The organism is Hymenobacter saemangeumensis, from assembly GCF_039541835.1.
Classification (GTDB): Bacteria; Bacteroidota; Bacteroidia; order Cytophagales; family Hymenobacteraceae; genus Hymenobacter; species Hymenobacter saemangeumensis.
The window spans coordinates 1-24,502 of record NZ_BAABGZ010000064.1; the positions used below are offsets into that span (position 1 = coordinate 1).

General features: G+C 58.9%; 26 protein-coding genes. 9 read left to right on the forward strand and 17 right to left on the reverse strand.

Features of this window, described 5'->3' with window-relative positions; all coding sequences use genetic code 11:
* The first annotated feature begins 303 nt into the window (after positions 1-303).
* From ABD919_RS15140 to ABD919_RS15160, 5 genes are all read left to right on the forward strand, one after another.
* Positions 304-816 carry a hypothetical protein gene (locus ABD919_RS15140; protein ID WP_345236870.1) on the forward strand — a complete coding sequence of 171 codons (513 nt, stop codon included), beginning with the start codon at positions 304-306 and terminating at the stop codon, positions 814-816.
* 14 nt (positions 817-830) lie between these two features.
* Complete coding sequence (locus ABD919_RS15145) at positions 831-1,334, forward strand: hypothetical protein (RefSeq protein WP_345236871.1); 504 nt, start codon at positions 831-833, stop codon at positions 1,332-1,334.
* Positions 1,334-1,744 carry a GIY-YIG nuclease family protein gene (locus tag ABD919_RS15150; protein WP_345236872.1) on the forward strand — a complete coding sequence of 137 codons (411 nt, stop codon included), beginning with the start codon at positions 1,334-1,336 and terminating at the stop codon, positions 1,742-1,744. The genes ABD919_RS15145 and ABD919_RS15150 overlap by 1 nt, the downstream gene beginning before the upstream one ends.
* Positions 1,728-2,711, forward strand: coding sequence for a hypothetical protein (locus ABD919_RS15155; RefSeq protein ID WP_345236873.1), 984 nt, complete (start codon positions 1,728-1,730; stop codon positions 2,709-2,711). Before ABD919_RS15150 ends, ABD919_RS15155 begins: the two co-directional genes overlap by 17 nt.
* Before the next feature lie 64 nt (positions 2,712-2,775).
* A complete protein-coding gene (locus ABD919_RS15160; RefSeq protein ID WP_345236874.1) occupies positions 2,776-3,204 on the forward strand; it encodes a hypothetical protein in 429 nt (142 codons plus the stop codon).
* Between the two features lie 41 nt (positions 3,205-3,245).
* Here the strand turns inward: ABD919_RS15160 and ABD919_RS15165 are convergent, their stop codons facing one another.
* The 10 genes from ABD919_RS15165 to ABD919_RS15210 all read right to left on the reverse strand — a co-directional run bounded on the left by ABD919_RS15165 (position 3,246) and on the right by ABD919_RS15210 (position 16,348).
* Entirely contained in the window at positions 3,246-5,474 is a 2,229-nt protein-coding gene (locus tag ABD919_RS15165) for a hypothetical protein (protein ID WP_345236875.1), read from the reverse strand.
* On the reverse strand, positions 5,474-8,680 hold the full coding sequence (locus tag ABD919_RS15170; protein ID WP_345236876.1) for a coiled-coil domain-containing protein: 3,207 nt from the start codon (positions 8,678-8,680) through the stop codon (positions 5,474-5,476). The genes ABD919_RS15165 and ABD919_RS15170 overlap by 1 nt, the downstream gene beginning before the upstream one ends.
* A 2-nt stretch (positions 8,681-8,682) precedes the next feature.
* Complete coding sequence (locus ABD919_RS15175) at positions 8,683-10,884, reverse strand: hypothetical protein (protein ID WP_345236877.1); 2,202 nt, start codon at positions 10,882-10,884, stop codon at positions 8,683-8,685.
* Positions 10,884-12,419 carry a hypothetical protein gene (locus ABD919_RS15180; protein ID WP_345236878.1) on the reverse strand — a complete coding sequence of 512 codons (1,536 nt, stop codon included), beginning with the start codon at positions 12,417-12,419 and terminating at the stop codon, positions 10,884-10,886. Before ABD919_RS15180 ends, ABD919_RS15175 begins: the two co-directional genes overlap by 1 nt.
* Positions 12,420-12,444: 25 nt before the next feature.
* Positions 12,445-12,948 (reverse strand): hypothetical protein, encoded by a 504-nt coding sequence (locus ABD919_RS15185; RefSeq protein ID WP_345236879.1) that lies wholly within the window; start codon positions 12,946-12,948, stop codon positions 12,445-12,447.
* Positions 12,942-13,376, reverse strand: a complete 435-nt coding sequence (locus ABD919_RS15190; protein WP_345236880.1) for a hypothetical protein — start codon at positions 13,374-13,376, stop codon at positions 12,942-12,944. The genes ABD919_RS15185 and ABD919_RS15190 overlap by 7 nt, the downstream gene beginning before the upstream one ends.
* Position 13,377: 1 nt before the next feature.
* Positions 13,378-13,650 carry a hypothetical protein gene (locus ABD919_RS15195; RefSeq protein WP_345236881.1) on the reverse strand — a complete coding sequence of 91 codons (273 nt, stop codon included), beginning with the start codon at positions 13,648-13,650 and terminating at the stop codon, positions 13,378-13,380.
* 628 nt (positions 13,651-14,278) lie between these two features.
* On the reverse strand, positions 14,279-15,217 hold the full coding sequence (locus ABD919_RS15200) for a GIY-YIG nuclease family protein (RefSeq protein ID WP_345236882.1): 939 nt from the start codon (positions 15,215-15,217) through the stop codon (positions 14,279-14,281).
* A 73-nt stretch (positions 15,218-15,290) separates the two neighbouring features.
* The gene (locus ABD919_RS15205) at positions 15,291-15,752 is read right to left on the reverse strand and encodes a hypothetical protein (protein ID WP_345236883.1); all 462 of its coding nucleotides are present in this window, start codon (positions 15,750-15,752) and stop codon (positions 15,291-15,293) included.
* A 2-nt stretch (positions 15,753-15,754) separates the two neighbouring features.
* Positions 15,755-16,348, reverse strand: coding sequence for a hypothetical protein (locus tag ABD919_RS15210; protein ID WP_345236884.1), 594 nt, complete (start codon positions 16,346-16,348; stop codon positions 15,755-15,757).
* A 238-nt stretch (positions 16,349-16,586) separates the two neighbouring features.
* Here ABD919_RS15210 and ABD919_RS15215 point away from each other — a divergent pair, with 238 nt between their 5' ends.
* The 4 genes from ABD919_RS15215 (at position 16,587) to ABD919_RS15230 (ending at position 18,295) form a co-directional block, all read left to right on the forward strand.
* A complete protein-coding gene (locus tag ABD919_RS15215; protein ID WP_345236885.1) occupies positions 16,587-16,775 on the forward strand; it encodes a hypothetical protein in 189 nt (62 codons plus the stop codon).
* Between the two features lie 141 nt (positions 16,776-16,916).
* The gene (locus ABD919_RS15220; protein ID WP_345236886.1) at positions 16,917-17,120 is read left to right on the forward strand and encodes a type II toxin-antitoxin system HicA family toxin; all 204 of its coding nucleotides are present in this window, start codon (positions 16,917-16,919) and stop codon (positions 17,118-17,120) included.
* A gap of 107 nt (positions 17,121-17,227) precedes the next feature.
* Entirely contained in the window at positions 17,228-17,611 is a 384-nt protein-coding gene (locus tag ABD919_RS15225) for a hypothetical protein (protein WP_345236887.1), read from the forward strand.
* Between the two features lie 255 nt (positions 17,612-17,866).
* On the forward strand, positions 17,867-18,295 hold the full coding sequence (locus ABD919_RS15230) for a hypothetical protein (protein ID WP_345236888.1): 429 nt from the start codon (positions 17,867-17,869) through the stop codon (positions 18,293-18,295).
* 72 nt (positions 18,296-18,367) lie between these two features.
* On the opposite strand, the gene ABD919_RS15235 is transcribed toward ABD919_RS15230, so the two are convergent.
* The 7 genes from ABD919_RS15235 to ABD919_RS15265 form a co-directional block, all read right to left on the reverse strand.
* Positions 18,368-20,557, reverse strand: a complete 2,190-nt coding sequence (locus tag ABD919_RS15235) for a hypothetical protein (RefSeq protein WP_345236889.1) — start codon at positions 20,555-20,557, stop codon at positions 18,368-18,370.
* 142 nt (positions 20,558-20,699) lie between these two features.
* The gene (locus tag ABD919_RS15240) at positions 20,700-21,332 is read right to left on the reverse strand and encodes a hypothetical protein (protein ID WP_345236890.1); all 633 of its coding nucleotides are present in this window, start codon (positions 21,330-21,332) and stop codon (positions 20,700-20,702) included.
* Entirely contained in the window at positions 21,332-21,577 is a 246-nt protein-coding gene (locus ABD919_RS15245; protein WP_345236891.1) for a hypothetical protein, read from the reverse strand. The genes ABD919_RS15240 and ABD919_RS15245 overlap by 1 nt, the downstream gene beginning before the upstream one ends.
* 10 nt (positions 21,578-21,587) lie before the next feature.
* The gene (locus tag ABD919_RS15250; protein ID WP_345236892.1) at positions 21,588-22,940 is read right to left on the reverse strand and encodes a PBSX family phage terminase large subunit; all 1,353 of its coding nucleotides are present in this window, start codon (positions 22,938-22,940) and stop codon (positions 21,588-21,590) included.
* Positions 22,933-23,382: a hypothetical protein gene (locus ABD919_RS15255; protein ID WP_345236893.1), complete on the reverse strand. Its 450-nt coding sequence runs from the start codon at positions 23,380-23,382 to the stop codon at positions 22,933-22,935. Before ABD919_RS15255 ends, ABD919_RS15250 begins: the two co-directional genes overlap by 8 nt.
* The gene (locus tag ABD919_RS15260; protein ID WP_345236894.1) at positions 23,375-23,965 is read right to left on the reverse strand and encodes a ParB N-terminal domain-containing protein; all 591 of its coding nucleotides are present in this window, start codon (positions 23,963-23,965) and stop codon (positions 23,375-23,377) included. Before ABD919_RS15260 ends, ABD919_RS15255 begins: the two co-directional genes overlap by 8 nt.
* A 70-nt stretch (positions 23,966-24,035) precedes the next feature.
* A complete protein-coding gene (locus ABD919_RS15265; RefSeq protein ID WP_345236895.1) occupies positions 24,036-24,470 on the reverse strand; it encodes a hypothetical protein in 435 nt (144 codons plus the stop codon).
* Positions 24,471-24,502: the final 32 nt, after the last annotated feature.

Consider the following 24,502-nt stretch of genomic DNA (forward strand, 5'->3'; position numbering starts at 1 on the left):
ACGTTTGGCAGGGTGGGGACTGTCTTTCATGACATTCGAAAGATAAGACCCTATTCTGTCCATGATTACCCGACCACCTCAGTATTTACACGTATTTTTAATTAAAGCCCCTTTTTTGCGCCCCCTACTATTGACTTTTTGTAAATAGTTCGTATCTTTGTTTTGTTCCCAAAGGGGGAGCACCAGCAGAAGGGCAAAAAGAGAGGCCAACCCCGGCAAGGGTTGGCCTCCGATAAGACAGGCCGTTAGCGCGGCTGCCTCGAAAGCTGGGTAATCATTCCTTACCCAACCCCACAAAATTACATGGAAAATGTAATTGCCCCCACCCCCCGCGCTGAAGGTCTGCGCGTCGCTATCCTGGAACTGGTAAACGCTTCGGCCTTTACCACGCCCGCCGAAAAGGCCACGGCCGCCCAGCGCATAGCCGCCTGTCAGTCGGAAGCCACCTTGACCAAGTGGTACCGCAATACGCTTGTGGAGCTGGCCGAGCGCGAAGAGGCTGCGCCTGCTCAGGCCCCGGCCATTAGCTATGCCACGGCAAGCCAGAAGGAAACCATTATTCGCCTGCTGAACCACCCCGCCGTTACCCGGCAGATGAAAACCAAGTGCCTGCTGAACATCAACCGCCTGACGGTGGAAACAGCTAACAAGGTTATTGCCGACCTGCAAGCCCACATCGATACCACCACGCCCCCGCGCCGCAGGTGGGAAAAGCGTTACGGGCAAATCAAGGCCAACGCCTTTAGCTGCTACGGCAGCGCAGCCCAGCCGGCAATGCCGGGCAATGACGTGGCCTTTGTACTCGGCAACAACTAAGGGAGGGCCAAGCGATGAAAACGAATACGATTCCGCAGAACGCAACGGAGAAAGCCATTGTCCTGGGCTTTCCGGCCACTTTGTTTGGCTTTACGCCCGACCAGCGCGGCTACTGGTTTGAGCCGGGCCTGCCGTGGACACCCCAAGACATGGGCACCACGCCGCCGATTGACAAGCGCGGGCTGCCGGGAGTCTGGCTGCTTGTCGAGTTCGGCAATAACAGCATGGCCCCTCGATTTCCGGCCGGGACGGTTGTCAACCTTACGCCCGTATTTACACGCGAACAATTGACGGTGGGCAAGGTATACGCCTATTTGTATACCAACCACGTCACAGGCAAACAGGAAATGTGCGCCGGGCGGCTGGCTGTAATTGGCGACAGCTGCTTAGAGGCAACCCGCGACAACGGCAACCCACGCGAACAACACATGCTGTGGCCCCTGCGCGAAGCGGCCGGAGAGGAAACCTGGGGCGTGTACGAGGTGAGCCACTACCAGCGTTACCCTGAACTCGGCTAATGGCAGCCTGCCTAAATTCAAACACCCCGGCCCCGGTAGCGGGTCGGGGCGTTTCGCGGGCTGCCTGGGTAGCCCAGCAGAAGGGCCGGAAAGCGGTGCTGTATGTGGTGAAGGTGTACGGCAACGGCGAAGCGTTCTACAAGCTGGGTATTACCTATGACTTACGCGCCCGTTTCGCCCGCTTAAAAACGTGCTACAAATGGCGCACGTTGGCGCGATTTAGTAGCTGGAATGCTGCGCTAGTGTTCGACCTTGAGCAGCGCTTACACGCGGAATTTTCGGGGTTGGCGTATGTGCCCGCCCTGTCGTTTGGCGGGCGCACTGAGTGCTACTCGGATGCCGAACCGATACTAGCCGCCTTGCCTAGCAAGGGGACGTTTTTTCTGAAACCTGTTGCAAACGATATTTAGAAAAATGAAAACAAAGAAAAACGACCTTTCTATCTCTGACCGTGCCGACATTGTACACCGCTACATCGACGGGGAAAGTTGCACAAGCATCAGCAAGGGCTACAACACACACGAGCAAACTGTTATGCGCCTAGTCAAAGAGGCGGGACATACGTCTCGTTGCGCCTCGTATAGCCACCGGACAAAAAGCCTGAATGAAAAGGCATTCAAGGTGCTAACCCCGGAAAGTGCTTACTGGGTTGGTTTCCTAATGGCAGACGGTTGCGTTCGGTGGCGCACACCTCTAAGTGCAAGGGTTACGCTCTCGCTTCAAGCCAAGGACAGGAAGCATATTGAAAAATACCGCCTATTCCTGGGTTCTTCTCACAGCATCACCCTAGACGCCAGCTCCTGTAAAACACGTCCTAATGTTCAGCCTAAATTCATGCTATCGATTGCCTCTGCCGAGATTGCCAGGGATTTAGAGTCTTACGGTGTCGGGCCAAACAAAACCATTTCAGCGCAAGCAAAGAGCCGAGAGCTGGTAGATTCGCCTCATTTCTGGCGAGGGGTTGTAGACGGGGACGGGTGTATTGGGGAAGGAACTAAGGGGCAAGCCGTGCTCAATTTGGTTGGCACCAAAGACTTGCTTACCCAGTTTCAGGCATTCGTAAAAAGGTATTGCCCGAAAGCTGCTGCCACCCCACGCAAGCAAGAAAACATTTACCAGTTGGCGCTTGGGCATCGGCAAGCCGAAGAAATTGTATCGGTGCTTTATCGAGGCGCGCTCATTTCGTTAGAGCGCAAACAAAAGATAGCAGAAACCATCCTGAGCAAAGCTGATGCACTCTTAGCCCGCAGTTGCATTCGTTGCAGAGAGAGCGTGCCTGCGAAATTGAACAGACGCACTAAGTATTGCTCCGCTTTCTGCCGTAGACAGACGGAGGTTGAGAGGGAAAGAAAAAGGCGCGCAAGCCCCCAGGCTTAAAAAAACCTCTGCAAAGCCCCGACCATCAGGCCGGGGTTTTTGTTTTTTCTTGGTACATTGCATCATGAAAAACATTCTACTATTTCTCGTTTCTGTCCTGCTGTTGGGTGGCTGCACTACGGCAGGCAATGATGACCCAACGCCCACCACTTCCACCCCCACTATACAGGGTCGCTGGGTGCTGGTTGATACGCGGGTGCTGACCGTCAATACCGCAACTACTGCGGTGGTGTCAAATCAAGTAACGCCCCATACTGACTACGTGTACAACTTTACAGCCACACAACGGCAGCCCTATGTTAACGGGATAATAAACACAAGTGGCTCCATCCCTATCACTACTTGGGCTGACTCTATTCAACTAGGGGCAAGCTCGCCGCTTCGTCTGAATCGGTATAAGGTGCGGGTGCTTACGGCTTCTGATATGCAGTTTGAGCGCCGCGGAACCTCTGGCTCAAACACGATTACAGTAACCGAAAACTATCGACGGTAAAAAAAAAATAAAAGCCCAGCCATGCCAGCCGGGCTTTTTCATTAGAAAAATTCCAGCCCATCAAATTCCTCGTGGTAAAATTCGAAGCCTGTACCCAGGGCCGGGGGCGGTATCAAGGTTGGGTGTAGGCGTATTAGCTCCACGGCGACTGAGCGACTAGGGTCGTACTCGTTAACTTTATTCACCAGGAAGAAATCGCCTAATTGCTCTATCCAGACCGGACGGGCGAAGTCCAGCTCGGCAATGTCCCGGGGCGTGAGGCGCAGCCACTCTTTTAAAAAACGGGTCTCTTTTAGGCAGGCAGCCAAGTCCGGCCAAAAGCGCGGCAAGAGGGTGCGTTGTGCGTCTAGGTCAAAGGAAGCTGTGGGAGCCGCAAAGTAGCTGGCTGACGTGGCGGCGTCCTGCAACACAGGCGGAATATCGTTAGGGTAAAACACCCCGTCAACCGTGCTGCCGGCTACGCGGCGCGGAACCATAGCCACCTTTATATTAAACACAGGCGCGTCTGTGCGAAGCACTAGCCGGGGCTGCGGGCTCAGCAGGTCGTATTCGGCTGCTACGGCTGGGTCGGGATTGCGCCGCCTGTAGCCCCGTATGGAGAGCAGGCCGCTAATAATTGTCGATTCTTCGCTAGCTGCAAAAGGTAGTTCAATTAGGGTGCTTGCGGCGGGCAGCGTTTCGTCTTCCATCAGCAGCGCCCCGTCTCCATAGCCCGCCGTTACGGTTTCATCCTCTTTCCATTTGAACTCATTGCGGCGGGCAAATTCTCCGAATCGAAAAACGGTTTCGCGGTCGGCCACCCCTTCAAAGCTAGGTGCTCGGTCTAGCTTGGCTGACCAATCCAAAACACGGCCGGAAACATTGGCCAATACCCGTCCGCCGGTACTTAGGTACAGAAAAGGGTCGTAGCGGTCTACCTGCACCGTTAAGCCCATTAGGCCAATCAAAGTCTTGACAAACTCCCATTGCGTCATTTCAGAGGGCAGCCAGTCAGAAAGACGCACCAAGCCTCCGCGCGGGAATGCCCCCAGCATTTCCACCTTAAACTGATTTACAATGTCAATCCGGTATAGGCTAGGGTTGTAAGGCGGGCCAAACTCTACCATAGAACCATCGGCGTTCACAATAAACGGGCGGCTTGTGCCGACCTGCCAGAATGGGTTTGTTGGGCCTCCGCCAAAGGTTTGCCATTCATCACCCTGAACGATGACGCGCACCACGTCGCCGGGCTGTAGCAAAATTTCTTTGGCGCTTGCGGTTAGCGTGGTTCTGGTGTAGTTGCCCACGCGAATTTCCCCGGCTGTGCCTACTTGGTTGCCGTTAACCTGAATTGCCACCTTGGCACTGACTTCGCCCCGCGCTGGCGAGGGGGCGCAGCTCAACACAACCTCTAAGCTGGCTGTAATCGAGTACAGGGCCAACGTTGAAACGGTGTATTCCCCATTATTAAATGTGGCTGCCGTTGGGCTTGTGTATGGATTCTCGGCAGTGAAATTAAAAGGCCACGCGATAGGGCCAAACTCGGCCCTGCGCCGGAACATTTGCCCGTCTTGGTAGCGCCAGCCCGCTACCAAGGCGCGTTCGGCGCGGTAATCAGATGAAAATTCGTAGGGTTTGGCGGTGGGAATATTCAGAGCGGCGAACAGTGGCTCGGTTATCTGCAAGTTCGTAGCCTCAAATCCGGCCTCGCTAAGTATTTGCTCCCATACCAAGCGGGCCGAAACGCTGGGATAAAGGTCGTAGGGGTCAACTTCGTCTAGCTTCAACTCCTTTCCCCTGTCGTATAGCTCATAACCGTAGCCGTTGGCCTGCCAGAAATCAAACCCTAGGCGAGCTACGATGTTGGCGGGCGTCCATAAGTGGCTGAATCTATCTAGGTCTAAGTCACTAAGCTTTTTGGGGTCGCCGTTGGGGTGGTTGAGGCTCTGCACGAAGCGACGATTTCCCGCAAAAAACTGTAGCTGGTACCGCCCGGCTTGGTAGCCCTTCACATATAGCTCCCCCGTGGGCATGGTTTCCACCCCGCCCGACACCAGCACAGCCGGCAAGCGGCGATAAGGGGCGCCGGCCGTGTTTTGAGCCGTTGCGGCTGTCCCGAAAATTCGCATGTTGCGCTGGGTGGCAGGCGCTGAAAACTCGGGGCTGTAATCCGACTGCACGCTCTCTGGCTTTGTCCTGTCGTTTGCTTGGTAAGTCATTAAAAAACTTGACGCGCTTTCGCTGTCAAGGTCTAGCAGCTGACCATTTACGAGTATTTCGTTGGCTTGCATTAGGCGTCGGTTTCAGCGGTGGTAAAAGAGCTGCGCTGCTGCGCACTTTGAACGTCCGTTATTCGTGTAATCGGCGGGTTTTTGCGTAGGGCGTGGGCTACTTCGGCCCCTATTTCTTTGGCGCTGGCGCTGACGGCTGCGGTAATGACTTCCTGGCTGTTTCCCGGGGCGCTGCTGCCATTTAATGACTGGCGTATAAGTGCGGTGGTGACACCTCCTAGCGCCAGATGGGTCGAGAGCGCGGAAGCGCCAGTAAGCGCCCGCCCTCCGCCGGCCTGGTTGATTTGACTGAGCAGTGGCAAGAAAAGTTTGGTGCTATTGCGGTTGATTATTGCCTCCCCGCCCTCGATTTCGATGCCGGTATGATACCCTTGCCGCAGCAAGGGTATGCCCCCTTGCTCATGACTAGGCCCGTCTGCAATGCCACCCCTGCGTAATTGCAATATGTTGGCAGCAGCCAATGCCGCATTAGCAATCGAGAGCGCATTAGCGCCAGCCAAGTATGCGGCTTGCAATGCCGGCCCTGCCGGGCCAGCTGAAGCACCAATTGTTGCTGCGGCTACAGCATTCGCGCTTAATTCCCGCTGAAGGTTGAGCCCGATTTCAACAAGAGCGAGTGCCTTTTTTAAAGCGACAAAACTCTTACCTGCATCTGATTCCTCCCCCAGCAGGGAAATGGCGGTCTCGGTGAATTGCTGGGCGGCGGCCAGGCGCACGGCGTCAATCTGCTGCTCGGCTTCGCGGGCCCGCTTCTTTTCGGCGGCCACCCGTTGCGCTTCCCGTACTTCGACATCGGCGCCCCGCTTGGCATTCTCGGCATTGTTCTGCTGGTAGTCGGCATTCACAACGGCCTGCGCCTCTACGCCCGCCTTGTTGATGGCGTTGAGCTTGCGCTGGTACTCGTTTTCACTAAGCAGGCCCAGGGCGTGGTCGCGCTCCACGGCCCGGCGCTTCTCGTCCAGGTATACGTTGAGCAGACGCACGGCCTCGGTGAATTCGGCCTGACGCTGCTGGTTGGCCGCCTGCGCGTTGATAGCCGCAATCTTGGCCGTGTTGTCGGCATTCTCGGCCAGGCCGGCAATGGCGAGCCGGCGCTGGTTTTCTATCTGCTGCTGCTGCAGGCGAAGCGCCTCGTCGCTGCCCTGCTGCTGCTGGCTGAGCTGCGCGGCGGTGAGGTCCACCTCCGTTTGCAGAGCTGCCAACAGCCGCTTGCGGTTGAAGTCGAGCATCAGCGCCAGCGACTCGTTTTCATACCTGGCATCGATGACCTTCTTCGCACCGACGGTGAGGTTCTTAACGTTCAGCTCCGCCTGGTACCCAACCCGAAGCTTCTGCTGCAGGATACTCAGCTCCCGGTCGCTGCCGGCCTGCACCTGCTGTAGCTCCCGGTCGAGCAGGACGCCTTGCAGCGCCAGGGCATCGCGCCGCATCTGTAACCTGCGCTCGGCCTCTTTTTCGGCGGCGGCCTTGGCCCGGTCCGCCGCGGCTTTGTCCCGGGCCGCTTCCTGCTCCAGCAGCGCAGCCCGCCGGTTTTGAATGGCCTGCTGCTGCGTAGCTGATTCGCCGGCTAGCTTCACCACGGCCGCCTCGGCCTCGGCCAGTGCCGTGCGCTGCTCGTCGCTGATGCGGCCTGTGCGCTCGGCCTCGGCATTTTCCAGCTGCTGAATACGCAGGCGCTCCTTCGCCAGCGTAATGGTGCGCTGCAGCGTTTCCGTTTCCAGCCTGCCGGCCCGGTCCAGGTTGGCCAGGCGCTGCTGCTCCGTTAGGCTGCGGTCTTTGGCACTGAGCACTAATTGGTCGATGAGGTTTTTATTTTCCTCATTCCGCACAATTTCGTCGCGCTCGGCGTCGTCGAGCGCATCCTTGGCCCGGCTGATTTCATAGGCCGCACTCGCTGCCCGCTTCGACTCGGCCGCCAGGGCCTGCGTTTTTCCGATAACGTCCTCGACGCCGGTGGCATACTGCAGCACCCCGTTGGTCGCCTGTTTAAAGTCGCCGTTTTTCAACCCCTCCCAGATAACGCCAATGGCCTTGATGCGGTTAATCACCTGGTCTTCGATAAAGTCAATCAGGTCGCTGGCTGCTTGCTTCGGGTCTTTGAATACCCCGACCAATGCCTTGCCAGCACCGCTGGCAACTGCGCCGAGCGGGGCAAACAGCCCCTTCAGAAACGCAAGGCCGGCCGCTAAATCTTCAGCTCCCTCGTCTGTTTTCGTGAAGTACTCAAACAACGCACCCAGGGCCAGGATGAGCACACCGATGCCCGTCCCCGCTATGGCTCCTTTGAGCCCGGTGAAGCTGCCCTTGGCTAACTCAACCCCCTGCTTGGCCTGCGCGAACCGCTGTTTTAGGTCGCCGATGTGCCCACCAAAAACATTGGTGGTGCTATCGATTTCCTCAATAGCCTCTCCTACTGATTTAATCTCAGCCGGGGTTTCCTCAATGGCTTTTTTCGCCTGGGCAATCTTAAACCCAATCTGATTAAATGCCTCAGAGCCTTCTGCTACCTTCTGCTGCTCCTCTTCCAGCTGCACCAGGTTGGCAACGGCCGGCCGGATGGTATCGCTGTAGCCCTTCAGCTTGGCTTGGGTTTCCTCGTATGTCATGCCGGCTTTAGCCCCGGCCTGCGCGGCGGCCTGCTGCACGAAGCCAATCTGCCGGGCTACGTTGACATGCTCTTCTGTGCCCTCCGCCGTCTTTTTCTGCTGCTCCTGCAGCTTTACCAGCTGCTGTATCAGCGGCTCAATGGCCCCGTTGTAGTTGCCGACGTTGCGCACAAACAGCGACTGCTGGGCATCGGTCGATTTAAGGGTGTTGCGCAACCCGTCAATGGTCTTGGTCAGCTCCTGCGCGGCTTCGCTGCTGTTATCGGCCGAGCCGTCCAACGCCTGAAACTGCCGCTGGGCCAAGCTGAGCTGGGCCTGCATGCCTTTGTAGGTATTGCCCAACTCCCCGGATGCCGTGCGGTACAGCTCTAAATTCTTGGTCAGGGTCGTCTGCTCCTGGCGCTGGGTCTTCAGCTGGGCCTGCAGCTCCACCGACCGCTTCGCATACTCGGCATCTTCAACGGTACCTGCCTTGCGGGCCGCGTTGAGTTCCTGCTGTTTTTTACGAGTGGCCTCGATGTCGAGCACGAGCTTCTGCAGCTGCTGCTCGGTTTTGCCCTCGTCGAGGGTCACTTTTAGGATGACGGTTTCGTCGGCCATGATTAAAAGAACTCTGTGCCCTCAAACTCGGGCAGGTAAAACTCAAAGCCCTGGCCCAGCGCGGGCGGGGGTATTAGCGTTGGGTGCAGTCGCATGAGCACCACTTCGACAGACCGCTTGGGGTCATACTCTCCTACCTGGCTCACCAGGAAGAAGTCCCCAAGGCCGCCGTCCCAGATGGGCACAGCAAAGTCCAGTTCGGCAATGTCCTGGGGCGTGAGGCGGTAGTATTCGGTCAAGTGCCGGGCTTCCTTCAGCGTGGCGGCCAGGTCGGGCCAGAAGCGAGGCAGCAGTGTGCGCTCGGCCGAGAGGTCGAACGGCGCACTCGGAGCCGCGAAATAGCTGGCCGTGGTAACCACCTCCTGCAGAACGGCCGGCACATCGACCGGGTAGAAAACCCCATCAACGGTCGAGCCCGCAATGCGCCGCGGCACCATGACTATCTGCACAGTAAACGTGGGCCGCTCCACGCGCAGCACGAGGCGCGGCTTTGGACTCATGGTGTCGTACTCGGCCGCTACGGCGGGGTTGGGGTCTCGCCGGCGGTAGCTCCGGATGCGCAGCAGGCTCGGCACCGTGGGGCTGGGCTCCGTGGCTGCGTAAGGCAGAACGGCCAGGGTGCCCTCTTCCGGAAGCGTCTCATCCTCGACTACAAGCATGCCGTCGCCGTAGCCCTCGCTAACCGCTTCATCTTCCAACCAGCGCAGGTAGTTGCGCTGGGCGAAGTCTCCAAACCGGTAGGCCGTGCTGCGGTCGGGCAGGCCCTGCGGCGCCGCGGCCGCATCCCGCTTGGCCGTCCAGTCAATAGCCCGCTCGGTGTTGGCCAGCACACGCCCCCCGGTGCTCAGGTAGAGGTGCGGCTCGTACAGGTCGGTCTGCACCGTCAGGCCCAGCAGCTGCACCACCGACTTAAAAAAGTCGAGTTGCGTCATATCCGGCAGCCATAGGTTGAGCATCACCCGGCCCCCCTGGGGGAACTCCTCAAGTAGCGTTACCCCAAAGCGATTGGCGGCATCGATGCGGTACAGGTTGGGGTTGTAAGCGGGGCCAAATTCTATAATGACTCCATCTGATCGGACAAAAAACGGGCGGCTAGTGCCTACTTGCCAGAACGACTCGCGCGGGCCCAGGCCAAACTGATTAGGCCATTCGTCGCCTTGGATGATGACGTGCACCTCATCGCCCGGCCGTAGCAGCAGGCGCGTGACGGAGGCCGTGAGCGTGGTCCGTGTATAGTTGCCGGCGCGGATGTAACCGACCGTGCCGACCTCGCTGCCGTTCACATGCAGGGCGACTTTCATGCTGACCTCTCCCGGGTAGCCACTCGCGCAGCTGATAACCACGTCGAGGCTGGCGGTCAGGTCGTAGTAGCCCAGGGTGCTGACGGTGTACTCGCCGTTGGAGAAGGTAGCCGCTGTGGGCGCGCTGTAGGGATGCTCGGTCGTAAAGTTGAACGGAAAGGTGAGTGGCCCGAACTCACTGCGTCGGCGAAACATCTGCCCGTCCTGGTAGCGCCAGCCGGCTGCCAGGGTGCGGGCGTCACGGTACGGGCCGGGAAACGTGTAAGGCGCTGCCGTGGGAATGTTCAGGGCGGCGAATAGCGGCTCGGTGGTGAGGTCCGTTGCCGTGAAACCAGCCTCTTCCAGCATGCGCCCCCAGACCAGGCGCAGGGCCACGCTGGGAAACAGGTGGTAAGGGTCCACTTCGCCAAGGTTGAGGTCTTTGCCCCGCTCGATGACTTCATACCCCCAGCCGTGCTGCTGCCAGTGGGCAAACGGCAGGCCGGCGGCAATGGTGGCCGGCGTCCAGTCGTGGTCGAACTCGCTGAGGTCGAGGTCGGCCAGCTTCTTCTCGCCGAGCGTTTCAATAAAACGCCGATTGCCACCCACCAGCTGCAGGTAGTAGCGCCCGCCCTGAAAACTCTTCACATAAAGCAGGGCAAGCGGCAACGTCTCCACGTTGTTGGAGAGCAGCACGGCCGGCAGCCGGCGGTAGGGCGTGCCCGCCGTGGCCTGGGCCGAGCCGCCCACGCCGAGCAGGCGGTGGTTGCGCTGGGTCCCTGGTACTGAAAACTCCGGCGAGTAGTCCGACTGTATCGAGTCGGTTTTGCTGCGGTCGTTGGCCTGGAACGTGGGCACCAGCTGAGTCTCCTCGTCGAGGTCGAGGGGCACGCCCTGCACGAAAATCTGGTTGGTGCTGCTCATTACTGCCCCTGCACGAGTACCGGCTCGGCTTCCGAGAAACTGATGAAAAACTCCCTGCGCCGATTGCCCAGGCGGCCGGCATCGAAGCTGCCGGAGCTGAGCACAATCGGCACCCAGGGTGTGCCGAGGCCGCCGGGCTGGTACCAAACCTGGGGCGAGCGGCGCAGCGTGCGCAGGGCTTCGGCCCAGTCATCGCCCTGGAACACGCCGGTGCTGGCCTCCAGCAGCTTCAGGCTCTGCCCCCGACTGCTGTAGCGCCGTTCCCGGGTGGCCGGCTCGCTGTAGAGGCTGCCTTCGCCTACGTCGTCCCCCTGGCGCGGCTTGCCCTGAAATACCCACAAGCCATACCCGCCCCCGGGCGCCAGCCAGGCCACGGGCAGCGGGTTCTTGGGGCAGGGCAGCTCCACGCGGGGGTAGTTGGTAATGGCCTCCTCATACAACTGCCCGTAGCGGCCACCGGGCAGGGTGCCCATAACGGCCACCCGGTAGGTTTGATAGCCGTGCCAGTAGGGCATCCGGGGCCAGAAGGGCGAGAGAATGGTGTCGTCTGGCTTGCCTATCTGCTCATCCGGCAGCGAGGCGTTCAGCACGAGGCCTCGCTGCAGCAGCAGGCCGTTGCGGCGCAGCTCATAGCCCATATACAGGTCGTCGGAGAAGGCCGTGTCGCTGTTCAGGTCCAGCCGCCGGCCGCCGGCGCCATCGGCTGCCCCCAGCAACGGGCGCAGGAAGGGCCCGAGCTTGAACCGGGCAATGCCGCCCGGGCTGACGGTGGCCCGCACCGTGGTTAAAAGCGTCAGCGGGTAAAGGGCCGAGGCGGGATGAGCGGCCGGAAAGCCCACCCACAGCTCCGCTTCGAGGTAGGCCGGCAGCGGCAGCTCGGCAACCGCGGGCACGTCTACTTCGCGCCAGGCGCTGCGCCAGCGCGGCCCAAACGTGCACACCCCGGGCTCGGTAGCCAGCGGGTTGTAGTTGAGCGCTTCTTCGTCCATGCAGCCGACGACGCCGGGCACGTAGGGCCCTACCGTTACGCCGTCCTGAATCACCTGAGGCGGTACGCTGGAGTCGGTGACGCGCACGGTGTAGTTGCCGGCGGCCACGTTGGTAAACGTGGTGGCCACGCCATCGGCGCCGGGCGCCGAGAGCTGGGGCTCCACCAGCTCCACGGTGTAGGGACTGGTACCGCCTTCGGCCGTAGCCGACACGGTACCAGTAGCCGGGGCATTGGTTTCGTCGGTCGCGCTGGGGCTGCCGGCTGCAAACGCCAGCGTGGCCGGCGGGGGCGGGCATTGCACGTTGAAGGTCTGCGGGTCGGATTGCTCGCGGGTGGATACGCTCTCCAGGTACACGGTCCAGGTGTCGTTGGCCAGGGGGCCGATGGCGAAGGGCAGGGCGCCGACCGGGCCGGCCTGGCTGATGCCGTTGGCCGAATCAGCGTACCAGCGCAGCGAGCCGGCCGGGGCGCCGGTGACCGTGGTGATGGTGATGAGGCCCCCGGCCGAGGCGCATGATTGAATAGCGTCGAAAGTGTAGGCCATTGGGCGATCAGTTAAAAGTTAAACGTTAGGAGTTGAGCACACCGCGCAGGGTGCTGGTGATGGCCACCATCTCGCCGGCGGCAATGCGGGCCTTCAGCGTATTGAGAAACTCGGGACTGAGCACCTGGTCGAGCAGGCCGCTGGGCTGGCCCATGGCGTAAAGCTCTGAGCCCCATTCATGCATTTTGCGGGCAGCCAGAAAGCCGAACTGCTTATAGGTCATGTTCGGGTCGTTCAGCTGAATGCCCTTGTCCTCGGCCCACTGCGCCAGAATCTCCCGCAGCGGCGTGTCGCCGGCGGTGCTGCTTTTGGTCGGGCCGCGGCCGGTGATGAGCGTTTGCAGGTGGGACGGTCCAAACATGGTGAGGCTGCTGTCGTCTTCTTCGAAGCGCAGCTGCCGCTCGGTGTTGCCGGTGGTATGCGCGGGGCGCCCCCGTGGGGGCTGCGGGTGTGTGCGCAGGGCATTGATGCAGGCCTCCAGTAGCTCGGGGCCGGCTTGGGCAAAGGCAACGCGAGCGGAGGCTAGCATAGGTAAGCAGCCGGAGCCTTCAGGGTGAACGAGCAGAGGAAGCCGGTGCCGATGGTGCTGCCCTTCCGCAGCACCGGGGCCCGGTCGATGCGCTCCGACAATTCGAATCGGCCGGCTTCGCGCAGGGCGTTGATAAACTGCTGGCTCAGGATGTCCATGGCATTCTGAATGTCGAGCGACTGCCCGACCGCCGCCTCGTCTACCAGGTTGGCGGCGTGCTCGTGCAGGTCCTTGCCGTAAAAGCAAAGCGTGGGCTGGTACACCACGTTCTCGCCTTCCAGCGGGGCCGGCAGCAGAAACAGGTGCACCTGCGGAAAGGCGGCGTCGTAGTTGATGTTCTGGTTGGTTTTGGGGCCATGCCAGAAGGAGCCGGCGCCCACTGCCAGGGCGACGGCTTCCAGGTGCTTGACGGTATCGGCGTAGGTCATCTTAGCGGCTGGCTTCTTCGGGTTGACGGAACGGGGTGGTGCCCCAAATGGAAACCGGCGGGTGGGTGGTGCCGAAGCACTGGAAGTAGACGCGGCCGGTGCGGGCGACTTCGGCCTGCTCTTCCGGGCTCAGCTCCCAGCAGGACACGACGCATTGGTCGTTCACGCCGTCGGCGTACTGGCGGTAAATGGGCAGGTCGCGCACCCAGGATTCGGTACCGGGGGCGGCCCTCAGGACAGTATTTGCTTCGTCGAATTGGACAGGGGTGGCCATGGATTAGATTGTCTTTTTACTGCGTTGACGGTCAGCTTCGCGACGGGCTTCCTTGCGTGCCTGCTTTGCTTTAGCTGCTTCGATTCTAGCCAAGTCGTCAGATGAAAGGAATGCAGGTTGGGCGCGCCCTACGCGACGCTGCCTATTTCCGGATGCGGAATAGCCAGGGCCGGCACTGGGTTGGCATGGCATGGCAAGTGCGGCGCTCATTAGCGCAAGAGATAGGAGGCCTTTGTTCATGGATTAGTGGGATTGGGGGTGCTGAATTTTGGAGAGGCGCCGCTGGTAGGCAGCTTTGGCATTTTCGTAGCGGAGCTTGAGCAGCACGGTGTCGCTTGGCTTTCACGAATTTTACCCCTCAAAAACAGGGGGCCTAACTTGCTTCTGATTATTGTTGCACAGCGCCCCAAGCAATAAAGGATGGCCCGCAACCGCCCAAACGCCGCCCGCCGCACTCGCTCCCGTTGGTCGCTCTGAAGCCTATCGAGCTTCGCTCCGATAAACCGGGCAACGATTAGCTTTTACAGTGGACTGCCTACTCTGGGGCGGAATATAGTTAAATTTTAATTCTACAACAAGGTGTGAACGGGCAAAAAAATACCCCAGCCGGGGCCGGGGTATTTTCAATCTAAAAGGGAAATACAGCTAAAATTTCATAGGCGCTGCTGAAGCATTCGGTTCGCCCGCCAAACGCCCGCTTTGGTCGGTAGCGCAGGTGGGCAAATGTGTCCAAGATGCTTTTTTCCCACTCGCCTATCGCTGCTGCATTAACGGATGTATAAGAGGCGAGAACCTCGTACTGGTAGCCTGACTTACGAAAAAGATTCCGGTAACGGGCCTGAATCGAGCGGCGGGTTACGCCCACCTTGTAGAAGGTTTCAATCTCGTTATAGACCTTCAAAAAATAAAGGATTGAGGGCTGGTTAGCAGTCGCTACAGCCCAGCCTAAGCGACTGTGGCGCGTTTTCACCTCATTACCGCACAACAAACACCCTTGGCCCGCCCCGTGGCTTCTTGGTATCTGCTCAAATGCGCCATGCTCAGGGCAAATAATGGTTACTTTAATTCGGGAATCGGTGTAAATGGTCTGCGTGTAATCGTAGCGTCCGACGCCATGAACAGCCTGTGCTTTGGCAATAAAGGTAGCGGTATTAAGCCTCTGCCTTTCCGCCGTTTTACTTCGGCTACAGTGCGAACAGCCAGCGCCCCTGAGATGGTGTTGTGCTAACAATTCAAATGCGCCGTGCTTAGGACACAGGATTTTAACTTTATCCACGCTACCAGTATAGACAGCCTGCGAGTAGTCGTAAGTGCCGGAACCGTGGATAGCGCGGGCGCGAGTGATGAAATGAGCCGTGGTAAAGCGCAGCTTTTGAGCTGCCCGCTCAATCCCGCATTTCGGGCAGCCCCGCCGCGTGCCTGCGTGCCCATTGGGCGTTTGCTCAAATGGGCCATGCAAGGGGCAAATGATTGTCAGTTTTTGCGTGCTATGCACATAAACGGCTTGCGAGTAGTCGTATGTACCAATCCCGTGCACAGCTTCAGCGCGGGCGATAAAGCGAGCCATTCGACGGTTAGTGTTCCGCGAAACACCCCGACCCACTACCGGGGCCGGGGTGTTGGATTGCTTGGTGCTCACGCTAGAACACCGGGTAATCGAAATAGCCGACCACCCGGTAGAGCCGAAAGCCCGGATCCTCCCAGCGCAGGGCGCACGCAACGGCTTCCCCGGTTTTGTCCAACGAACACAGCAACTGCTGCTTGTCCAGCGAGACGGCAAAGAAGCGCCCCATGCAAAAGGGTGTGGTCTCACCCCCTTCGCCCGCGTTCCACAGGTATATGCCCGCAGCCAGTGGCTCAGCTTGCGCTACCCGTTCGGCCACTACGCGGGTACCAGCCGGGAAGCGCGGGGCCATGTGGTCGTTGGTTGCTTGAAATATCCAGGCGGTTTCCGAGGCGGCCAGCGCGTTGGCCCAGGGCAGGCCGGGCTCTTTCCAATAGGAGTTGTCGGCAGGTGTGTAGCCGAACAGATCGGCGGGCAGGCCCAGTGCAGCGGCCTGCTGCACTTTGAAGGCAGGGGCGGGGGTGGCGCTCGTCTTCATCCTTAGTTGTTGCAAAGGGTGAAAGCCACTTCATTGCCCGGCAGCATCGGCTGGGTGGCGCTGCCGTAGTGGGCGAAGGCGCGGGCATTGCGGAAAGCGGCAGCCTTTGGGGCGCGGTGCTGCTGGGCGCCGCAATCATAGCAGCGGCCCGAAAGGCTCACATCTTCCCCGCAGCGGTAGCACCCGCCCCCTTTCGGGGCGGGGCCGTTGGTGGTGGTGTCGATGTGGGCTTGCAGGTCGGCAATGGCTTTGTCTGCTGTTTCCACCGTCAGGCGGTTGATGTTCAACAAAGACTTGGTCTTCATCTGCCGCGTCACCGTGGGGTGGTTCAGCAGGCGAATGATGGTTTCCTTCTGGCTGGCCGTGGCGTAGCTGATGGCCGGGGCCTGAACCGGGGCGGCTTCTTCGCGCTCAGCCAGTTCCACAAGGGTGTTGCGGTACCACTTGGTCAAGGTGGCTTCGTTTTGGCAGGCGGCTACGCGCTGGGCAGCCGTGGCCTTTTCGGCGGGGGTGGTAAAGGCCGAAGCGTTGACCAGTTCCAGGATGGCGACGCGCAGACCTTCTACGCGGGGGGTGGGGGCAATTACATTTTCCATGTAATTTTGGGGTGTTGAAAGAGGTTTGAAAAAGCCTCGTAAACATTGGCCGTTACAGCGGCCGGTGTGGGAGGTCAGGCGTTACAGCGTCTGGCCTCTTTTGCTTTCCGAGTATTCCCTTTTGGAATGATACAAATGTAAAGACAAAATAAAGACAAAGCAAGGGACGAGTAAAGTTTTAGTAAAGATTTTTGCTTTCGATGTAAATACAATTACCTTTGCCATAAATCCAATTGACATGGCAGCAGAAGAAAATTCAGGTAAGACACTAGTAAACCTGCGAATCGATAAAGACTTGGCGGAAAGAGGCAAAGCCCTGGCAAAACGCAAGGGTGGCAATCTTTCGACATTGCTACGCGGGCTGCTGATAGCCGAGCTTGAGGCTGACGCGCTCAGGGAGGCCGGCAAGGGCAAGGTTGTTGAATAGACCTTTCGCTTTGCTCACCAAGCTTTGCCCGCCTAGAATGAATAAAAGCCCCGCCCTACCCGCGCGGGGCTTTTATTCATTCTAGAAAAATGTTTTCCAGGACGCTTGCTTTGTGGGTATTAAATTTACTACCTTTGCAATATGAAAAGCAGCGAACTAATCCGAAAACTAAAACGCGCTGGGTGGTATATCGAACACCAGCAACCGGGTAGCCATTTTTTAATGATGCATCCCACGAAAAAGGCCCCTACGCCTACCGGGGGCATCACAGTAACCGACCACGGCAGCAGCGAAGTAGGTAAAGGATTAGCTGCAAAACTTCTCAAACAGGCGGGGCTGAAATAGCCCCGCCGCAACTTTTCTCTTACAATGGTAGTTTATATACTACCTTGCTACCCCAACAAAGTACCCCGTCAGTTCACCCCAACCGTACATCTCAACCGCTCCCCAGTATGAAAAAGCCCCAGTATGAAATGATTGTTGAGAAAACCTCAACCGGGTATAGTGCCTACTGCGAAGCCGTAGGAGCCTATACCGTGGGCAGCACGGCCGACGAATTAAAGGCCAACATTGTAGCCGTGTTAAACATTGCCGTGCCTGTGGCTGACAACGGCATTACCATTGAAGACGTGAAATTGACTTGCGACTTGCAGTCGTTTTTTGATGCCTACAAAGTGATTAATGCTTCTGCCTTAGCCAAGCGCCTGGGTATGACGCAATCCTTGCTCTCGCAGTACGTTTCAGGCGCTAAGAAGCCCAGCGAACGGCAGACGCACCGCATTTTAGAAGGCATCCGGCAAGTAGGGCGCGAGCTGGTAGAAATGGACTTCGCCTAAATTTTTGCCCATTCCTGCTTTTTGGTTGAAAATACCCCGGCACTGGTTGGGGTATTTTTTCGCCCATTCGACGCTTGTAGCAGAATTTAAATTTAACTATATTCCGCCCCAGAGTAGGCAGTCCACTGTAAAAGCTAATCGTTGCCCGTTCTATCTGCGGCGCAGCCGAGATAGGCTTCTGAGCGACCAACGGGAGCGAGTGCGGCGGGCTGGGGCTGGGGCTTTGCTGCTTGCGCTTTCTTAGTACATTGCAGCATGAAAAACATTCTACTATTTCTCGTTTCCGTCCTGATGTTGGGCGGCTGCACCACGGCAAGCAATGATGATCCAGCACCCTCCACGACTACCCCCACCATACAGGGACGCTGGCAACTGGTGAACGACCAAGTAGTGACTACTAACACCGCTTCAGGCGCAGTGGTCAGTAGCCTCACTACGCCTTATACGGACTACTATTACAACTTCACCACGTCCGAACGCCAGCCTTATGTGAATGGCGTAATCAATGCCAGCGGAGCTACGCCCATTCGCACCTGGGGTGATTCCATTCAGATTGGGCCAAATTCCACTTTGCGCCGCAACAGGTATCGTGTGCGGGTGCTCACTGCTACCAATATGCAGTTTGAGCAAATAATTATCGCAGGAGCTACTACTATGACTGTTGCCGAGAATTACCGTCGCTAGTCGGTGCACATCTTAAAAACAGATACCCGGCCCCAATAGGCCGGGTATCTGTTTTCATGGGCAAGAATAGTTCTACCAGAATTCTGGCCCAAAGAATTCGTCTGAATAAAACTCCTGACCTGTCCCCAGCGTGGGGGGCGGTATTAAGGTAGGGTGCAGTCGCACGATTTCGCACTGTACCGATTGGTTTGAGCTATATTCTCGCACAGCACTAACTAAAAAGTAGTCGCCCAAAGGAGCGCACCAAATTGGTATAGCAAAATCTAGTTCGGCAATGTCGCGCGGCGTCAATCGAAAGTACTCTTTCAAGTGCCGCGCCCCCTTTAGTATGGCTTTGAGGTCGCCCCAAAAGCGAGGTAAAATTGTGCGTTCAGCCGACAGGTCGAAAGGTGCGGCGGCACTGGCAAAGTAACTGGCTGCGGTCGTAACTCGCGTTACTTGGGCGGGGGTGTTGGGCGGCCGGTCGGGATTGGTTACTACTCCGATATTGAACAACAGGTTATCCGGCCGTAATACCAGGCGGGGCAGCGGGTTTAGTGTATCATATTCGGCGGCCACGGCCGGGTTAGGGTCGCGCCTTTTGTAGCCCAAAATCTTTAAAAACCCGCCAAGCGCCTGAGAAGGTTGCGAGGCGCTAAAGGGTAGCTCTGCCAGTGCTCCGACTGCGGGCAGCGATTCGTCCTCTATTAAAATAGCGCCGTCGCCATAGCCCTTTGCTACTGTGTCATCCTCTTTCCACCGTAGCTCGTTGCGTTGCGCATAATCACCGAATCGGTACTCTGTCTCTCGCTCCGGCAAACCTTCAGCCCCGGTGCTTCTGTCTAGCTTTGCACTCCAATCCAAGGCGCGGCCAACATTTGCTAGCACTCGCTCCCCAGTGCTTATGTAAATCGTTGGGCTGTATAGGTCGGTTTGTACTGTCGCGTTTAGTAGCTGAAATATGCACTTTACGAACTCTAATTGCGTCATCTCAGCAGGCAACCAGTCCGATAAAGAAATGATGCCCCCACGTGGCCATTCAGCAAGCAACTCAATTCTAAACTGGTTGACAATATCAATCCTGAAAAGATTTGGATTGTAAGGGATGGGGGCGTCCACAATTCGCCCGTCTGACATTACAATAAACGGGCGGCTCGTGCCGACCTGCCAGAAGGGGTTTGTTGGCCAGCCGCCAAAGGTTTGCCATTCGTCGCCTTGAAAAATTACGCGGACAACATCGCCGGGCTGCAACAAGATGCGTTCGGCTTTGGCTACAAGCGTCGTTTTTGTGTAGTTGCCCACGCGGATTTCGCCAGGGGTGCCCACTTGGTTGCCGTTCACTTGAATAGCTACCTTGGCACTGACTTCGCCGCGAGCCGGGCTAGGGGCGCACGACAACACAACCTCTAGGCTCGCCGAAAGCGAATAGAAGCCCAAGGTACTTACCGTGTATTGGTGGTTTGAAAAGTCGGCTTCCGTTGGGTTTTGGTATGGCGCTTGGTCTACATAATTCCAAAACCATACTACTGGGCCGAATTCAGAGTACCTGCGAAACATCCGCCCATCTTGATAACGCCACCCGGCTACTAGGCCTCTGGCCTCTCTAAAATCCTCAGAAAAGCTGTAAGGCTTGGCCGTGGGGATGTTTAGCTGATTGAATATTGGCTCCGTGGTGAGGTCAGTTGCGGCAAATCCGCTTTCCAGCAGTAGTTGCTCCCAAACCAACCTTGCAGATATTGACGGGTATAGGCTATATGGGTCTATAGTGTCCAAATCCACCTCTTTTCCCCTGTCATATACCTCGTAGCCGTAGCCGTGTTGCTCGAAATAATCGTAGGATAAGCGAGCAATGATGTTGGCAGGTGTCCACTCGTGATTGTATCGACTTAGATCTAATTCCGAAAGAAGCTTAGGCTTTCCATCGGGCCGATTCAGTGCTTCAATCCATCGTTTATTACCTCCGACAAGCTGGACATGGTAACGTCCGCCTCGATAACCTTTCAAGATGAGTATTGCAAACGGCAGCACTTCTATGCCGCCGCACACCAGTGAAGCTTGTAAGCGCCGGTAAGGGGTGCCTGCCGTTTCTTGACCTGTTCCCGCCTGCCCAAGCAGCCGGTGGTTGCGCTGACTGCCTGGCAAACTGACTTCGGGCGTGAACGAGCTTTGAATGCTTTCTGGCTTGCTACGGTCGTTTGCTTGGAAGGTGGGGTAAAAACTTTCATGCGATGCATCATCAAGGTCTAGCAGCTCCCCTTCAACATACAATTGATTGTCTGTCATAACTAGGACTTATTGCTTGGGTTAAGAATTCTCGTCAGGCGGCGTTGATACGCCGCCTTCGCGTTGGCGTATCTTAAGTGCAGCAGCACGGTGTCGGCGTCGAGGTCGAGCACCTGGGCATAGGACAGGCGTAGCGACTCGCTCAGGCTGTCGAGGGTAGCGAATCCACCGAAGCGCTCGCCCAGCGTTTCAATGCCCGCATCCAGCTCGGCATCTTCGAAGTCGATGGCATCGTCGGGGTCGGGCGCGTGCCGCTGATAGCATGCCTGTAACTGCTCAAAAAAAAAGCGACATCGGCGTAGACCGTGGTCACCGGCTCGGCCAGCACGGCCTGGCGCATGGCTTCGACCTTGGCATCGTCTACCTTGCCGTACAGCTGCTGGCAGCGGTAGAGGGCATACAGGTAAGGCCCGGCCACAATACCCGGGGTGCCCTCGGGCAGGTCCTGCACGTGGTCGGTGGCCAGGCGCAGCAGGCCGTAGGATTCGGCGCCGATGTCGGGCAGGTCGGCCGAGGCGGGCAGCGCCAGCAGCTCGGAGGCATCGAGCACGAAGGCCAGGCAGTGGCAGAGGTAGGCCACATCGACGGCGCGGATGCACTCAACGGTGGCCACGTCGAGGCCCAGCAGGATGGCCAGCACCGAGGTTTCGCCGGTGGCTCCCTCCTGTTGCAGGCGCAGGAAGTCGGCCAGGGTGATGTCGGCCCAGCTGGTGGGCACGCTCAGCGTGCGCAGGGGGCCACCGCTGACGGGGGTAAGGGTGATGTGCTGGGGCATTAGTGCTGAGACAACGGGCGAAGGCAGCGGATGTCGAGCTGCTGGATTTGCATGACTTGGTGCTCGTGGAAATAGAAGAGGTCCACCGTAGGCGCTTGACCGGGTGGGTCGTTGGGCAGCGGCGCATGGACGGCTACGACCGTCAGGGGCGGGCTGCCAGAATTCAGCTCCATTTGGTCGCCGATGCCAGGAAGTAGGTAGCTGATGCGGTCGGATTGCAGGGACTTGGTAAGGTTGTTACACATGGCGGTGCGTTTAGCGGATAAGGGAGGATTGGGCCGACCGGCGGCGCGGGGCGTTGACAATGTTGAGCAGGGGCCGGGCCCCGTAGCGCACGGCATCGGGCCCGTCGTCGGCGTGCTTCACGGGCTCGTCGAGCACCTCGCCGCTGCTGGTTTTCTTCCAGCGGTAGTCCTGGAACTGGTTGCGGGTTTTCTCGCTGCGCTTGGTAAAGCAGAGCTTGCACTTCTTCAGCGCATCAATGCCAGCCTTCACGCTGCCCGGGCCCTTTTCGGCCTCGTGGGCGTTGTAGCCGGCCTTTTTGAGGTCGGCTATCACGTCGGGCCGGGCCGAGTCGACGTAGATGGCATCCCGCTTCCCCACGCCTACTTCGGGCAGTAGCTGAATCACGTCGTCGGTGGTGAGGTAGGACTGGTGAATCAGCTCGTCGATGTGCAACTCCGGCTTGGGCAGCCGCGCTGCACCCGGTACCGGCACGGCAGCCCGGTACTCCAGGTCCACCAGTACCATGGCGTGGTTGAAGCCGGGGTCGAGGCCCAGGCTGCGCTGCCGCCCGGGCGTCAGGCCCTGCGAGTCGTAGAGCGCCGGGTAGATGCTCTCGCTCGGGGCCCCGCGCTGGCCCAGGCCAAACACCTGCCAGCGGAAGGGGTCGCCGCTGATGAGGTGGCCCTTGCCCTGGTAGGTGCCGTCCCAGTCGGTGAACAGGCCTTCGGCTACCTCGTGGTATCCGGGCACCTCCAGGTGCGGCCGCTGCAGCTCCTCGGCCGTGAGTTGGTACACGGGCACATCGATTTCGATTTCCCGGATGTTTTCGTCCGTCAGGAAGCAGTTATCCAGATAGGTCGAGTGGATAACCTGACAATCCGGACGGGTGAGCACCTTGGTGTAAATCCAGTGCCGCTGCATCGACGGGTTGTAGTCAAGCACGATGCGGCCCCGGGTACGCTTGGCCAGCTGGCTGAAATCTTCCTCGGTGAGCTCGTTGGCTTCGTTGCACCACAAGCGGTCGCGGCGGGGTCCGCGGGCCTTCTGTGCATCGTCCAGGGCAAAGAATTCGATGATGGTGCCGGTCTGGCGGTTGGTGTACGTCAGGTCCGATTTGTTCTCGATAAACCAGTCTTCGCACCCGGCCAGGGCCAGGGCCATTTTGAAGTCTTTGAGGGCACCGCGGCGCAGGGCTGGCAGCGTTTTGCGCACCACCGAGAAGGTTTTGCCGATTTCCTCGAAGCTCCAAATGATGTGGGCCTGGGCGACCGACACCGTTTTCGAGGAGGAGGTGCCGCCCTCGTGCACCAGCACCTTGGCCGAGCTGGCCAGCGTCCGCTCCAGCAACTCGGTGCCGGCAATGTCGAGTTCGATGTTAGCCACGGTTGCGCTCCTTCCCCTTGTGGATGGTCACCTTGACGCCGCCGATGCTGCCGCTGTGCTCGACCTGGGTGCGCTCGATGTAGCCCCGGCGCTTACCCTTGGTCTTCAGGAAGAAGATGACGGCGCCGGCATCGGGCCCGAAGTGCTTGGTGATGGGCACGACAATGGGCTCCTTGGTGTCGCGGTCGAGAAACACCTTGCTATCGGGCACGGTGTAGCCGTTCATGAGCTTGTGCAGCTGGCTTTCGCCGAAGTCGAGGGCAATGTCCTCGATGTCGGCCACCTCGGCCGCGTACTTCTTGTCCTTCTTCAGCCAATCGTAGTGGTTGCGTCGCGGCACAGACGCCCGCTTGCAGGCCGTCTCGACCACACCCAGGCTGGCCCGGAGTGCGTCGAGCAGCTTGCTTTTTTGCTGTGCGACTGTGTGCGACGACTTACCCATGGCGCTGGCCTACCTGCACGGTGTAGCTGGCCCCGTTGAACTTGCGGTCGATGAGCTCGGTGATGTCCTCCTCGGCTTGCTGCAGCTGCTCCGGGCTTTCAAACTTGATGGTCAGGGTGCAGGCCTTGGGCTCCCCGCTGAAATCGAAATTGGCGGTACCGTCCTCCCCGGCGCCGCCATTGTCGACGGTGACCGAGGGCTGCTCCAGCCAATCCTTGGGCAGGTCCAGACCCCAAGCGCCCAGCGGCTCGTCGCTCCACTCGTTGGCCAGGATGTTCCAGTCCCACTCGCCGAAGGAGGCATTGTCCTTGATGACGAATTCGCGCTTCTGGTGCTCGGTCAGGCCCGTGGCCATGACGATGGGCACTTCTTTGTAGCCCAGGCGCAGGGCCGCGTGCAGGCGCATGTTACCGCCCAGGGCAACGTAGTTTTCGTCTACGACGATGGGCCGCAGGTGGAGCATCTGCGGGAAGTCAACCAGCGACTGCACCAGCTGCTCGAAGCGGTTGTCTTGGATAAGGCGCGGGTTCTGCTCGTTGAGGCGGACCTGCTCGATGGGGACGAGTTGAATGGCGTTGGGCATGACCAAATTTCCTCCCCTCCCCGGCCGAAAGCCGAATTATGCGCGGCTTATTGTTGCACACGGCCCCAACTCAGGCCACCGTGAGCTGGAAGATGCCGCCGGGCAGGGGCGCCATTTCGAGGCAGAGCTTCTTCTGGGTATCGGGCAGCAGGGCAAACACGGCCGCGGCCAGGGCATAGGCGCGGAAGCGCTGGCCACCCCGGTCGGGGCTGTACAGCGCCAGGCTACCCGGTTGTTCCTCGGCCAGCGGCAGCAGCAGCCACCGGCTACCCGGGGCCGTGGGGGCGGCCAGCGTCACGGCCTTGGCACGGGCCAGGGCGCGGGCCGCGTCGCCGTTGAGGTTGCAGAGGCCGTCGCGGTAGACGGTGAGCAGCGGGTGCACGTTGAGCTGGGGCGCGGGGGCCGCCGGTACGAGCAGCTCCCGCAGCGGGGCCGAGGCCGGGCGGTGGTGCGGGGCCACCTGGTAGAGGTGGGGGGCGTGGGTGAAGTTTTCGGGGCGATGCATCGCGGTGCAGTGTTAGGTGAGGCGGGCCCCGC